The 13,516-nt window shown below is 58.3% G+C and carries 12 protein-coding genes; 10 read left to right on the top strand and 2 right to left on the bottom strand.

From position 1 onward, the window contains the following. Positions 1-84 precede the first annotated feature (84 nt). Genes AC2FLD_RS03950 through mdoH form a run of 4 tightly spaced genes read left to right on the top strand, consistent with a single transcriptional unit; the run spans position 85 to position 6,065 of the window. The gene (locus AC2FLD_RS03950; protein WP_496667384.1) at positions 85-1,455 is read left to right on the top strand and encodes a tetratricopeptide repeat protein; all 1,371 of its coding nucleotides are present in this window, start codon (positions 85-87) and stop codon (positions 1,453-1,455) included. 28 nt (positions 1,456-1,483) lie between these two features. Then, positions 1,484-2,701, top strand: a complete 1,218-nt coding sequence (locus AC2FLD_RS03945; protein WP_496667385.1) for an OpgC family protein — start codon at positions 1,484-1,486, stop codon at positions 2,699-2,701. Then, entirely contained in the window at positions 2,698-4,197 is a 1,500-nt protein-coding gene (locus tag AC2FLD_RS03940) for an OpgD/OpgG family glucan biosynthesis protein (protein WP_496667386.1), read from the top strand. Before AC2FLD_RS03945 ends, AC2FLD_RS03940 begins: the two co-directional genes overlap by 4 nt. Continuing rightward, positions 4,194-6,065, top strand: coding sequence for a glucans biosynthesis glucosyltransferase MdoH (mdoH, locus tag AC2FLD_RS03935; protein WP_496667387.1), 1,872 nt, complete (start codon positions 4,194-4,196; stop codon positions 6,063-6,065). Before AC2FLD_RS03940 ends, mdoH begins: the two co-directional genes overlap by 4 nt. Here the strand turns inward: mdoH and AC2FLD_RS03930 are convergent, their stop codons facing one another. Beyond that, the gene (locus tag AC2FLD_RS03930; protein WP_496667388.1) at positions 6,066-6,890 is read right to left on the bottom strand and encodes a CE1 family esterase; all 825 of its coding nucleotides are present in this window, start codon (positions 6,888-6,890) and stop codon (positions 6,066-6,068) included. Then, a complete protein-coding gene (locus AC2FLD_RS03925; RefSeq protein WP_496667389.1) occupies positions 6,887-7,360 on the bottom strand; it encodes a rhodanese-like domain-containing protein in 474 nt (157 codons plus the stop codon). The genes AC2FLD_RS03930 and AC2FLD_RS03925 overlap by 4 nt, the downstream gene beginning before the upstream one ends. Positions 7,361-7,582: 222 nt before the next feature. Between AC2FLD_RS03925 and AC2FLD_RS03920 the strand changes: the two genes are divergently transcribed. Genes AC2FLD_RS03920 through AC2FLD_RS03895 form a run of 6 tightly spaced genes read left to right on the top strand, consistent with a single transcriptional unit; the run spans position 7,583 to position 13,515 of the window. Next, positions 7,583-10,453 carry a monovalent cation/H+ antiporter subunit A gene (locus AC2FLD_RS03920; RefSeq protein WP_496667390.1) on the top strand — a complete coding sequence of 957 codons (2,871 nt, stop codon included), beginning with the start codon at positions 7,583-7,585 and terminating at the stop codon, positions 10,451-10,453. Then, on the top strand, positions 10,453-10,812 hold the full coding sequence (locus tag AC2FLD_RS03915) for a Na+/H+ antiporter subunit C (RefSeq protein WP_496667391.1): 360 nt from the start codon (positions 10,453-10,455) through the stop codon (positions 10,810-10,812). The genes AC2FLD_RS03920 and AC2FLD_RS03915 overlap by 1 nt, the downstream gene beginning before the upstream one ends. Next, positions 10,809-12,353 (top strand): monovalent cation/H+ antiporter subunit D, encoded by a 1,545-nt coding sequence (locus AC2FLD_RS03910; protein ID WP_496667392.1) that lies wholly within the window; start codon positions 10,809-10,811, stop codon positions 12,351-12,353. Before AC2FLD_RS03915 ends, AC2FLD_RS03910 begins: the two co-directional genes overlap by 4 nt. Next, complete coding sequence (locus AC2FLD_RS03905; RefSeq protein WP_496667393.1) at positions 12,353-12,850, top strand: Na+/H+ antiporter subunit E; 498 nt, start codon at positions 12,353-12,355, stop codon at positions 12,848-12,850. Before AC2FLD_RS03910 ends, AC2FLD_RS03905 begins: the two co-directional genes overlap by 1 nt. Then, positions 12,847-13,119 (top strand): K+/H+ antiporter subunit F, encoded by a 273-nt coding sequence (locus tag AC2FLD_RS03900; RefSeq protein WP_371255958.1) that lies wholly within the window; start codon positions 12,847-12,849, stop codon positions 13,117-13,119. Before AC2FLD_RS03905 ends, AC2FLD_RS03900 begins: the two co-directional genes overlap by 4 nt. 9 nt (positions 13,120-13,128) lie before the next feature. Next, the gene (locus tag AC2FLD_RS03895) at positions 13,129-13,515 is read left to right on the top strand and encodes a Na+/H+ antiporter subunit G (protein WP_050603315.1); all 387 of its coding nucleotides are present in this window, start codon (positions 13,129-13,131) and stop codon (positions 13,513-13,515) included. Position 13,516 lies beyond the last annotated feature (1 nt).

Here is a 13,516-nt window from a genome sequence, read left to right as displayed (position 1 = left end):
AGCAGGGTCGATACTGTTACGTCCCTCTCGCACACTCTGTTACATCGAACAGTGTCAAATATCGCAATCAGATTGGACCCAAGTATGAAACAAGATGTTTTTGGACAGATGAACACCCTGACCCAGCCGGCTGCTGTCGATGCCTGGAATGGTGTTCTGCTTGGTTTCATGGCCCATGCCGCCGTTACCCCCCAACATCTGGGCAAAGTGCTGGAGCTTGAGCCCGACTTCGCACTGGGCCATGCGATCAAGGGTCTGTTCATGGCTCTGCTTGGGCGACGCGAGATGATGGCGGTTGCCGTCGACGCGCTGGCTGCTGCCAACGCAGCGATGGAACGTCAGCCCATCACAGCGCGCGAGCGTCTCTATGTGGATTCGCTGGCCCTGTATTTGGCGGGCCAACAGGCTCGGGCCGCACAGAAATTCGAGGCGATTCTGCGTGATCATCCGCAGGACACGCTGGCGATGAAACTCAGCCACGCAACCCGCTTTGTTCTGGGTGATGCTGACGGGATGCGTCGCTCGATCGAACGCGTGATGCCTGCCTATGAACCTGACCACCCGGGCCGGGGCTATCTGCTGGGCTGCCACTCCTTTGCGCTGGAAGAAACCGGCGCTTATGAAAAAGCTGAGATCGCAGGTCGTCAGGCGCTGTGGATGGTATCTGACGATGCTTGGGGTCTGCACGCGGTGGCCCACGTTCATGAGATGACCGGCAACGCGCAGCTGGGCCTTGACTGGCTGGCCGGACGAGAAGACGCTTGGGCGCATTGCAACAACTTCCGCTATCATGTCTGGTGGCATAAGGCGCTTATGCATCTGGATCTGGGTCAGGTCGATCAGGTGATGGATTTGTATGACAATCATGTCCGCAAGGACAAAACAGACGATTACCGCGATATCTCGAATGGCACCTCGTTGCTGATGCGGCTTGAGCTTGAGGGCGTAAATGTCGGAAATCGCTGGGAAGAGCTGGCTGACCTGAGCGCCGCACGCACCGAAGATGGCTGCCTCATCTTCGCCGATCTGCATTACCTTCTGGCGCTGACCGGTGACAATCGCACCGACGCCACTGCCAAGATGCTGAGCCGCATGAACACGGATGCGGCGCGCGCCAAAGACGATACGACCCGCCGCATGGCCGATCCCGGAGTTGCAGCCGCTATGGGCCTCGAAGCCTTTGGTGACGGCCACTATGGCACGGCGTTTGATCACCTGCTGGCAGCGCGCGGTTCAATGCAACTGGCCGGTGGCAGCCATGCGCAACGTGATGTATTTGAACGCATTACCATCGATTCCGGCCTGCGCGCCGGGCGACTTGATGCGGTTGAACGTATTCTGGACGACCGCCGTGCCAAACGTGCCGGAGGCGAAGACAATTATTCCATCGCGCGCCGCGCCCTGATCGACGCGGCCCGTGACAGCGGCGACGTACAAAGCGTCCCCGCCGAATAACAAGAAGACCAAGAAGGACAGAGAACGTATGGCGACCATATCGCCCGCTTCTGATTTTGTACCCGCTGCGGCCCCGGCCGCAGCCCCTGCCCGTACGCGTGACCCACGGCTGGATTTTTATCGTGGTATCGCGATGTTCATCATTCTGATCGCCCATATCCCCAATGACCCCTGGGCCAAATGGATACCTGCGCGGTTCGGCTATTCCGACGCGACCGAGATCTTTGTGTTCTGTTCGGGCATGGCCTCGGCCATTGCCTTTGGCGGTGCGTTTCTACGCAAGGGATGGTGGATGGGGACAGCACGTGTCGCCTTCCGTATCTGGCAGGTCTACTGGGCGCATATCTGCCTGTTTTTCTTTGTGGCCATGACCATGGCCGCGCTGGATCAGACCGGCGCGTTCGAGAAAACCTATGTCTCATCCCTGAATCTGCAGCACTTCTTCAACGATCCTGCGTCGCAGATGGTTGGGATTTTTACGCTGACCTATGTGCCTAACTACTTTGACATCCTGCCGATGTATCTGGTGGTCCTGGCGCTGATGCCGCTTTATATGGCGCTCTACCGCGTCAGCTTTTGGCTTATGGCGGCGGTTTGCCTGGCGATCTGGCTAGTCGCTCAGACCGGCGCACTGGCGTTGCCGGCCGAGCCATGGTCAAACCGTCAGTGGTTCTTCAACCCGTTTGGCTGGCAACTGCTGTTCTTCACGGGGTTCGCCTTCATGCGCGGTTGGATTCCCGCCCCACCCGTTTCTAAAACCCTGACCTGGATTGCAATCGCCTTTGTCGTCCTGTCGGCTCCGTTTGGGTCGTGGAAGGTCTTTACCTGGATCAACACCGCCGCGCCCGATCTTGGCGCAACGATCCGTCCGGGCTGGCCCTTGACTGAGGATCTGCGTGGTAAAACGGAATTCGGCCTTCTGCGCTATGTCCACTTCCTGTCACTGGCCTATCTGGGTTGGGTCGCAGCGGGTGAGCGTGGTCACCGGCTGATCGCAACAGGTAACAGTATGGGCGCACGCATCTGGCAAACACTGCTGGCGGTTATCACCAAGGTCGGCCAGCAATCCCTTGCCGTCTTTGTGTTTTCCATGGCCGCAGCCCGGTTGATCGGTGTCGCGCTTGACCAATCTGGGCGGGAAGTCGCCAGTGTCTTTATCGCCAACATGATTGGCTTTGCGATGATCATCGGCGTGGCTTATCTGGCCGCGTGGTTCAAGTCACAACCCTGGAAATCGAAGAAATGAACTTTACCCGTCGCGCATTCCTCATCTCGACGACCGCCTTGGCCTTTGCCCCGTCTGCCTATGCAACGGGTGGTGAGGTGCCATTTGACCGCGACTATGTGATCGAGATGGCGCGCGATCTGGCCAGCCGTCCCTATGCAGAACGCGAGATGGTGCCGCAGGAATGGCAGGACCTGACCTATCAGCAGTATCGCTCGATCCGGTTCCGGCTGGACCGGGCGCTGTGGTACGAAACCGAGACGCCGTTCAACGTCGATTTCTTCACACCGGGTTTGTATTTTCCGCGCACCGTGAAAGTTGAAACGGTTGAGAATGGCATGGCCACGCCGGTCGCCTTCGATCTGGACATGTTCGACAAGTCCGAAGATGTGCCGCAACTGCCTATCGATGATACGCTGGGCTTTTCGGGCCTGCGCCTTCGGACAGAGATGCACCGCCCCGGCAAGACAGATGAATTCTGCGTCTGGCAAGGGGCCAGCTATTTCCGCGCCATAGGCTTGCACGAGGTTTATGGCCTATCTGCGCGTGGTCTGGCCCTGAAAACCGGCGATCCGGATGGCGAGGAATTCCCGGAGTTCATCCGCTTCTGGCTGGAACGCCCCGCACCCGGTCAGCGCAATATGGTTGTGCATGCCCTGATGGACAGCCCCAGCGTGACCGGAGCCTATCGGTTCAACGTCACGGCGGGTGCAGATTGCATCATGGATGTCGAGGCAACCTTGTTCCCGCGCGAAGAGCTGCCCCATGTGGGCATTGCGCCGGGAACGTCAATGTTCCTGTACGACCAGACCAATCACAGCCGGTTCGACGATTTCCGCCCTGCTGTTCACGACAGCGATGGGCTGCTGATCCGCAACGGCGCGGGCGAGGTTCTGTGGCGTCCGTTGGCCAACCCGGCCCGGCTGCAAATTTCGTCCTTTGTTGACACGAATCCGCGCGGTTTTGGCCTGATGCAGCGCAAGCGCAAGTTTTCGGATTACGCAGATCTTGAGGCCAATTATCACAAACGTCCGGGCCTTTGGGTCGAGCCCAAGGAAGATTGGGGCAAAGGCACCGTGACGCTGGTTGAAATTCCGGCAGATCAGGAAATCTATGACAACATCGTCGCCTATTGGCGCCCGGCTGAGCCCTATGCCGCTGGCAGTCAGGTCGACCTGTCCTATCGCCTGATCTGGGGGGAAGAACCCCAGCGTACGCCGATGCCGCGGGTAATCAACACCGCGATGGGCGAAAACACCTTTGGTGAGGGTCGTCTGGCCGTTATCGACTTTGAACATAGCGAGCTGTTCGAGAACATCGATGCGATCTCGATCTTTGTTGACTCGCCTCATGCCGAAACCTCGGACGGGGTTCTGCAACGCAATCCTGATACCGGTGGATTGCGACTGGCTTTCTCGTTCGAACCGGGCGAGCGAAATCATGTTGAGCTGCGTGCGCAATTGCTGAAAGACAAACAGCCTGCCTCTGAGGTCTGGCTATATCGTTGGACCACATGAGCCGCGATCTGCATATCATGCCGCCCGAGGCCCCTCTGGCGATGCCTGCGCAGAACTTTGGCGCGCGGTTCCGGGATGCGGATGCACCGTCGGGCAGCCGCGCGTCGTCTGCCGGGTTTTGGCGTGCGTTGGCGTTTTCCCCCGCGATGGCGGCAACATTGGGTCTGCTCTGGGTGATGAGCGATTGGTTCAGCGCCGAAGGGATTAACCTGGTCGAAGCGATCCTGTTGGCGTTGATCTCGTTCAACTTCTTCTGGATCTCTTTCACGGTCTGCACGGTGCTTCTGGGTATGGTGTCCCTGTCCAAGCAGGATCGCCCCCAAAAAAGTCACCGCGCGCAGCCGCTGCGCGTGGCCCTGTTGACCCCGGTCTATAACGAGGTTCCGTGGAACGTGCTGGGCAACGCCCGTACCATGCTTGAAGATTTGCAGACGCGCAGTGGTCAGCACCACTATGCCATGTTCATTTTGTCGGACACGCGCGATCCCGAGATTGCGGCACAGGAACAAGCCAGCGTCGAGGCGTTGCGCACCACGTTAGCCCCGGGGCTGGAGCTCTACTATCGCCGCCGCGAACAGAATACTGACCGTAAAGTGGGCAATATCGCCGACTGGGTCAGCCGTTGGGGTGCAGACTGGGATGCCATGCTGGTACTGGATGCCGACAGCCTGATGACCGGTCGCGCGATCTATCGCCTGACCGATGCGCTGGCGCGTGATCCGGGTGCGGGTCTGATCCAAAGCTATCCGCAACTCATTGGCGCGCAATCGGTTTTTGCCAGGATGCAGCAATTTGCCAACGGCGTCTACGGCATCGCATTTGCCGAAGGCCTGGCGCGTTGGTGCGGGCAAGAGGGCAACTATTGGGGCCATAACGCGATCATCCGCACCAAGGCTTTTGCCACCAGCGCCGGTCTGCCCAAGCTGCGTTCAATCAGCGGTCAGGACAAGCTGATCATGAGCCACGATTTTGTCGAGGCCGGATTGTTGCGCCGCGCCGGTTGGGCCGTGCGCTTCCTACCGCGCATTCGTGGGTCATACGAAGAAACCCCACCCACCCTCATTGATCACGCCATGCGGGATCGCCGCTGGTGTCAGGGCAACCTGCAACACCTGAAGCTGCTGGGCTCGACCGGGTTCCGCGCCGTGTCGCGCTTTCACATGTTTCATGGCGCGGTCGGATACCTGATGTCCCCCCTGTGGTTCGCGCTGTTGCTGATGTGGGCCTTGATCGGTCAGGGTCAGGACGCATCTGTCCTGCACTACTTCAGCCCTGACAACCCTCTGTTCCCGCAATGGCCAGAGATGTCGGAAACCCGGCATGTGCTGATCATTCTGGTCATGTACGCCATGCTTCTGGCCCCCAAGGTGCTGGGTGTTTTGGCTTTACCACTGAGCGGTGTGCACTTTTCAGACTTCGGCGGTGGGCGCAAATTCCTGACCTCGTTTCTGGCTGAGGTGCTGTTGTCGATCCTGTATGCACCGATCCTGATGGTCCAGCAGATGATCGCCGTCTTCCGTACGGCCTTTGGCATCCAGCGTGGCTGGTCGCCTCAGGCCCGCGACGGCGGCACCTATGGTCTGCGCACGCTGATCCTGTGCCATGCCCTTGAAACCGTCAGCGGTGTCGCGCTGAGCGTTGGTATCCTGTCCGGTCTGGTGTCGATCTGGCTGGCTCCGATTGCCATCAGCCTCGCACTGGCGATCCCCCTATCTGCGCTCAGCGGCGTCTCGGCAGGCGCTGCGCGCAAGATGGTCGGAATGCGGGAAGACTTCAGCGAGCCTGCTATCACCCGTTCGGCTCGCCGGTACAGGGATGAGCTGAAGCGGCTGGTCGAAGGCAAAGGCAACATGACCCCGGCAGAATAATCAGCTGCCGGGAAGCCCTTCATACCAATCGACGATCATGTCTGCCCAACCGGCAGGCACAGTATGCCCGCCGGGGAACAGCGCGAACTCTAACGCGCTGCCTTCGTTACATCCGGTCCAGCGGCGGCGCATGAAATCATCCGTGGTGCTGAAGCCGCTGGGCTTGTGATCGACGCAGCCATTGGCTTGGCGCCAAATTTCAAGCCCGGCATAGATATCACCCTGCTGGAAACGCCCGCCGCCCAGCAAGCGACCTTCCAAAGGCACGACATTGTCTGTCCAGCCATGGGTGTGGAACATGCGGATCGGACCTTCGCAAACCTCGGGGTGCGGACGCCAGAAACCTCCGGACACCGGCACATACGCGGAAAACGTGTCAGGAGCCTCACAGGCCAGATAGTTGACCATGAATCCCCCTGCCGAAAATCCGCCCAGCAGGACGCGGTCGGGATCGACGCCAAACCGGTCTGCGGCATCTTGCACGACCTCGGTCAGAAAGGCGGTTTCGTCCCGTTCGCCAAAGCCGGGATAGAAGTTCCAGCTTTTGGTGCCGCCCCGATCCGGTCGCTCCAGACCTTCAGGCGCCATGACTGCATAACCACGTTCCAACAGGGGCTCGACCATCGCGCGATTGCGCATCGTCCCCGATCCGCTGCCGCCATAACCGTGCAGGAACAGGACCATAGGTGCATTGTCCTCATCGGGCAGTTCTATGTGATACGCGCCCATCGGCGTTTCACAAACTGTCTCCTGACCAGCACAACCCGCCCATGCGGCCTGCCCGGTTGCAGCAACAAGTGCGGCCAGACTGAGTGTTCGGATCATCCTGCATCCTCATTAAATTTGCGAACCGGCAGTCCGGCCCTGACCCAACCTGGGCCTGCGGCTGAACCCAGCATACCCTCGGGCACGTCAATGATTTGAGTAAAACCGGCCGCTATGAGTTGGTTGCTCAAACGCGCTGAGCGCACCCCGCGCGCACAGATTAACGCCACTGGCGCATCCAGTTGACCGCCGGTCAACTGCTGCAATGCCTCAACGAAGTCTTCGCGCCGCATATCCAGGGGTGCTGCACCTTCGCCAATGCCCGAGGCGCGCCATTCCCGCGGCGTTCGTATGTCGACCAACAGGATGCGTCCTTTGCGGGCTTGTTCATGCGCCGTTTCAACGCTGATCCTCTCACCCCCGTGATCTTCAGGGATCAACCGAATTTCCCGGATCGCAAACCCCGCAACGAGCGCAACACCACCGCCAATCAACACCCATCTTCGGGTTCGGTTCACTTGCTCGGTCACCGGTTGCCTCCTGTTCGATGCCCCTTGATCTAGCACATGTGGCCGGAAACGAATGCCTTTAAACCTTTGATCAGGATCAAGATCGCGTCATTTTTTCGCAGGTCCACCGAATAGCTGACTGTTTCAGTAGAACTTTGTGAACAAGTTACAATATCTGGACAGTCAAGAAAATATCCTTACAAAATTGACTTCACCCTGACCGCTCAGACCGGAGTATCGCATTTGTCTCTATTCCTTATCGCGGCCCTTCCTTTCCTTGGTGCTGTATTCCCTGCTCTGCTGATCCGTGCGGGCAGAAACGCGGCTGCATCTGCTGCAGCGTTGACCACGTTTCTGGCCCTTATGGGTTTGCTGATCCACATCCCGTCGATCATGCGCGGAGACGTTGTGACCGCCCGGTTCGACTGGATCCCGGGGCTTGGCCTGAACGCGAACTTCATGTTGGACGGGTTGGGCTTTCTGTTCGCCCTGCTGATTTTGGGCATCGGTCTGCTGATCATCCTTTATGCACGGTTCTACCTGTCGCGCGAAGATCCGATGGGGCAGTTCTATACCTATCTGCTTTTGTTTCAGGGCGCGATGGTCGGGATTGTCCTGTCTGACAACATCCTGCTATTGATTATTTTCTGGGAACTTACCTCGCTCAGCTCATTCCTGCTGATCGGCTACTGGAAGCACCTGCCCGAAGGCCGTCAAGGTGCGCGGATGGCGCTAGCCGTCACTGGCGGCGGCGGATTGGCAATGATCGCCGGGATGCTGATCCTGGGAAATATCGTGGGCTCGTATGATCTGAGTGTCATTTTACAAAGCAAAGAACTGATCCAAGCCTCGCCATACTACCTGCCCGCGCTGATCCTAATCCTGCTGGGCGCTTTCACCAAATCGGCGCAGTTCCCCTTTCATTTCTGGCTACCTCACGCCATGGCCGCGCCGACGCCTGTGTCTGCTTATCTGCACTCGGCCACCATGGTGAAGGCTGGTCTGTTCCTGATGGCGCGGATGTGGCCGGTTTTGGCCGGGACAGATGCGTGGTTCTATATTGTTGCCACCACCGGTCTGGTGACGATGCTGTTGGGTGCGGTGATTGCGCTGTTCAAGGATGACCTGAAGGCCCTGCTGGCGTTTTCGACCGTTTCTCATCTGGGCCTGATCACCATGCTGTTGGGTTTCGGCACGAAATTCGCAGCCGTTGCTGCGGTGTTCCACATCATCAATCACGCGACCTTCAAAGCCGCGCTGTTTATGACAGCCGGGATCGTCGATCATGAGACCGGAACACGAGACGTCAAGCGGTTGGGCGGTTTGCGCCATTTGATGCCGATCACCTTCACGATCGGCACCATCGCCGCGCTGTCGATGGCCGGTTTGCCACCCCTGAACGGCTTTCTGTCAAAAGAGATGATGCTGGAAGAGACCGTGCACACCACATGGTTGATGTCGCCCTATCTGGTGCCGGGGCTGGCCTTGCTCGCATCTCTGTTTTCCGCAGCCTATTCCTTCCGTTTCGTGAGCCACGTGTTCCTTGGCCAACAGCGCGACGATTACCCTGCCCATCCGCATGACCCACCCGTTGGTCTGTGGATTGCGCCAGCTTTCCTGGTGGTGCTGGTCATTTTGATCGGCCTTTATTCGGCGGCTATTGTCGGTCCGTTGGTCGCGGTGGTCTCCAGCGCCGTGATCGGCGGCGAAAAGCTGCCCTACTACTCGCTGAAACTGTGGCATGGTTTTGTGCCCGCACTTTACATGTCGATTGTGGCAACGCTGGGCGGTCTGTTCCTGCTGTCGATGCACAAACGCGGTGAGCAGCTTTGGAACGCCCTGCCCCGACCCGAAGCCAAGGTGATATTCGAGGCCATCATCAACGCCTTCACCCGTCTCAGCCAGTGGGTCACGGATGAGCTGCACAATGGTGTCCTCAGCCGATATGCGATCATATTCGTCGCCTTCACCGTTGGGCTTGGCTACTATGCCTACACAACCGGCACGATTGGTGTTGAAACCCGCGTTCCGCTGCCTGCACAGATTATCCCGATCATCGGCTGGATCTGTCTGGTGGGTGCGACGCTGGGTATCATGTGGTTCCACCGCAATCGCCTGCTCTCACTGGTGCTGATTGGCGTTGTCGGTCTGATTGTTTCGGTTGCCTTCAACTATCTGTCCGCGCCGGACCTGGCACTGACACAGATCTCGGTTGAAGTTGTCACCATGATCCTGCTGTTGCTGTCGCTGAACTTCCTGCCCACGGAAACCCCGTGGGACAGTTCAGCCGCGCGGCGCTGGCGCGATGCTGCGATCTCGGTTGTTGCGGGTATCGGGACAGGCGCGTTGATCTACGCCATCATGCTGCGTGACTTTGCCTTCCCAACGATCTCGGACTTCCATCTGGCCAATTCGTACAAAGGCGGTGGCGGCACCAATGTGGTGAACGTCATTCTGGTCGATTTCCGGGGCTTTGATACCTTTGGTGAGATCATCGTTCTGGGCATCGCGGCACTGATCATCTTTGCCCTGACCGAGGCGGTTCTGAGCACAAATGTGCGCGGCTATCTGCTGAACCGTAAACCGCATTGGCCGCAATCGGGGGATTCGCATCCGCTGATGATGGTGGTTGCAACCCGTGTGATGATGCCGATTGCCCTGATGGTGGGGGCCTACATCTTCTTCCGGGGCCACAACCAGCCGGGTGGCGGCTTTATCGCCGGTCTGGTCGTCGCGATCGCCTATCTGATGCAATACATGGCCAGCGGCTACACTTGGGCGATTGAACGGCAGAGGTTCTACTACCACGGCACGATCGGCTGGGGCGTTCTGATTGCCGCTGCGACCGGACTGGGCGCATGGTTTAACGAGCGTCCCTTCCTGACCAGCGATTTCGGCTACATCAACTGGCCCCCGCTGGAGGAGTTCGAATGGGCCACTGCCATGCTGTTTGACACGGGCGTGTTCCTTGCAGTTCTGGGCGCTGTAATGCTGGCGCTGGACAGCCTGTCGCGCTTTGCTTGGCAACCGGGTATGGCGCAGGAATTCCCGATGGATATCAACCCGCTGCGGAATGACCTCAAAGACGAAGACAAAGACAAGGAGCAGGCCTGATGGAAGCGCTCGTAGCCTCTGCCGTAGGCATTATGACCGCCGCCGGGATCTTCCTGATCCTGCGTCGCCGGACCTTCCCGGTCATTCTTGGCCTGTCACTGATCACCTATGCGGTGAACGTGTTCCTGTTCGCGACGGGACGGTTGGCGCTGAATGCACCTGCCGTTCTGAACAAATATGAAGAGGTCCCCTATACCGACCCGCTGCCACAGGCGCTGGTGCTGACGGCTATTGTGATCTCGTTTGGGATGACCGCCGTGATCGTGATGATCGCGCTTTCGGCCTATTTGTCCTCGAAAGATGACCATATCGACATGAGCCCGCAGGATTGTGTGGACGCGCCGGGAGAAGACGCATGAACCACTGGATCGTTGCGCCGATTGTTCTTCCCGCGATCCTGGCCCCGTTCATCATCATGGTCCTGCGATATCATCTGGACCTGCAGCGTATCTTCTCGGTCGCGGGCGTTGTCGCGCTGCTCGGCATTGCCCTGACCATCACTGCGCAAGCATCGGGTGGAGAGATTCAAGTTTATGAGCTTGGCAACTGGCCTGCGCCCTTCGGAATTGTCATGGTGCTGGACCGGCTGTCGGCCATGATGGTGCTGCTCACGGCGCTGCTTGCCCTGCCCATTGTGCTTTACGCCATCGCCTCTGGCTGGGATGATCGAGGCAAGCATTTCCACGCATTGTTCCATTTTCAGCTTATGGGCGTCTGCGGAGCCTTCCTGACAGGCGACGCATTCAACCTGTTCGTCTTCTTCGAGGTTCTGCTGATCGCTTCTTACGGTCTGATGACCCACGGCGGGGGCTCGGTTCGGTTGAAAGCAGGCGTGCAATACGTGGCCTATAACCTGTTGGGCTCGACCCTGTTTCTGTTTGCCTTGGGGACGATCTATGGCGTCACCGGCACGCTGAACATGGCGGACATCGCCTTGCGCGTTGCCGAAATTCCAGCCGAGGACACCGCCCTTCTGAGGGTTGGTGCAGTACTTTTGCTGCTGGTCTTCTGCATCAAGGCCGCCGTATTGCCGCTGCATTTCTGGCTTCCCGCCAGCTATGCCAACGCCCCGCTTCCCGTAGCTGCCCTGTTTGCCATCATGACCAAGGTCGGCGCCTATTCGATCATGCGAATGTACACGCTGGCCTTCGGACCCGAGGTCGAAGCGACCCAGGGGTTGGTTGGCGATTGGCTGCAACCCGCTGCGCTTGTAACCTTGGCCGTTGGGGCCATCGGTATTTTGGGATCGCAGCACATAGCGCGCATGGTGGCGTTCTGCGCTATCGCCTCGATGGGTACCCTGCTGATCGCAATCTCGCAATTCACACCGGATGCGATGGCCGCTGCGCTCTATTATGTGTTCCACTCGACGCTGGCGACTGCGCTGCTGTTCCTGGTGGCTGATCTGGTGATGGAGCGGCGCGGTGGTGCCATAACGCCAACCACACCCATGCCGCAAAACGGGCTGATCTCGACGCTGTTCTTTATCGGAGCCATCGCGATGGCAGGAATGCCGCCGCTGTCAGGTTTCATCGGCAAGCTGCTGGTTCTGGACGCGTCCCGCGATGCATCGGATGCCACTGCGGTCTGGGCCGTGATCCTGATCGGATCTTTCGTAACCATTGTTGGTCTCGCCCGCGCGGGTACGCTGATCTTCTGGAAAAGTCACGACGCTCAGGTTGTTACCGTCGAAGACCTAACCGAAGGAGAAGAAACGCCTGCCCCCGTCGCGCCGGAACCACAACCCGGCCTTGCTGTCACAGCCGTGTTCGGGATGGTGGCGGGTCTGATCCTGCTGACCCTGTTTGCGGGCCCGGCGCTGGAGTACACAAGCAAAACCGCGGAACAGTTGTTTGCGCCTGAAAACTACATCTCTGCCGTATTGGGAAGGGAAGAGTGATGAAACTGCTACACCGGATTTTTCCGCACCCTCATCTGACCTTTCTGCTGACATTCGTCTGGGTGTTGCTGGCCAATAACGGGTCGTTGAACTCGTTGGTGTTTGGCCTGATCCTGGGGATCATCATCCCCTTCATCACGCAACCCTATTGGCCGGATCGTCCCAAGCTGCGCAATTGGCCGATGGTGGTAGAATATATGCTGGTCGTGCTTTGGGACATTGTGGTTGCAAACGTCACTGTTGCCCGGATCATCCTGTTCAAGCGAAATGCCGACCGCCAACCCAACTGGATCTGTGTCCCACTGGAACTGCGCACGCCTGAGGCGATCACCGTTCTGGCCGGAACCATCACCATGACCCCGGGCACCGTCAGTTGCGATCTGTCGGCACAAGGGCATAACCTTCTGGTCCATTGCCTTGATGCGCCCAACCCCGAAGAGGTGCGCGATCAGATCAAGCAGCGCTATGAGCGCAGGCTAAAGGAGATTTTCGAATGATTTTGGAATATGCCATCTGGTTCGCCTTTGCCTGTTTCGGAGCAGCCATCATGATGTGTCTTTGGCGGATCATCACCGCTGACGGCGTCGGCACCCGCGTTCTGGCGCTGGACACAATGGTGATCAACACCATCGCCCTGATGATCCTTTATGGTCTGGATCAAGGTACCGAGATCTTTTTCGAGGCCGCCATGATCATCGCCATGCTCGGCTTTGTCTCAACCGTGGCTTATGCGCGCTTCATGCTGCGCGGAAACATTATCGAGTGAGGGGCCAGCATGACGTTTATCATTGAGCTTCTGATCGCCTTTTTCTTGATCATGTCGGGGATCTTCGGTTTTGTCGGATCCTTTGGCATGATTAAATTGAAAGACCCAATGTCCCGCCTGCACGCGCCTACCAAAGCAACGACACTGGGCGTGGGCGGTGTGCTTCTGGCCTCGATCACGCATTCTGTCCTGCTGGAAGGCAAACTGTCATTGCACGAGCTGCTGATCACACTGTTTTTGTTCCTGACTGCACCGATCACGGCCCTGTTCATTGCAAAATGGCACATTCATCGTCATGAAAAGCCTCAGGATCTGCCGGATGCGGGTGAGGATGAGCTTTGGGCCACCCACGCGGTCGAGCAGGTCGAAAACGTCCCAGACCATAGCGCGAATTAAA

The organism is Ruegeria sp. CDSA021 (genome assembly GCF_059612325.1).
Note: the sequence above shows the minus strand (reverse complement) of the source record. Positions and strands in the feature narration are given on the sequence as shown.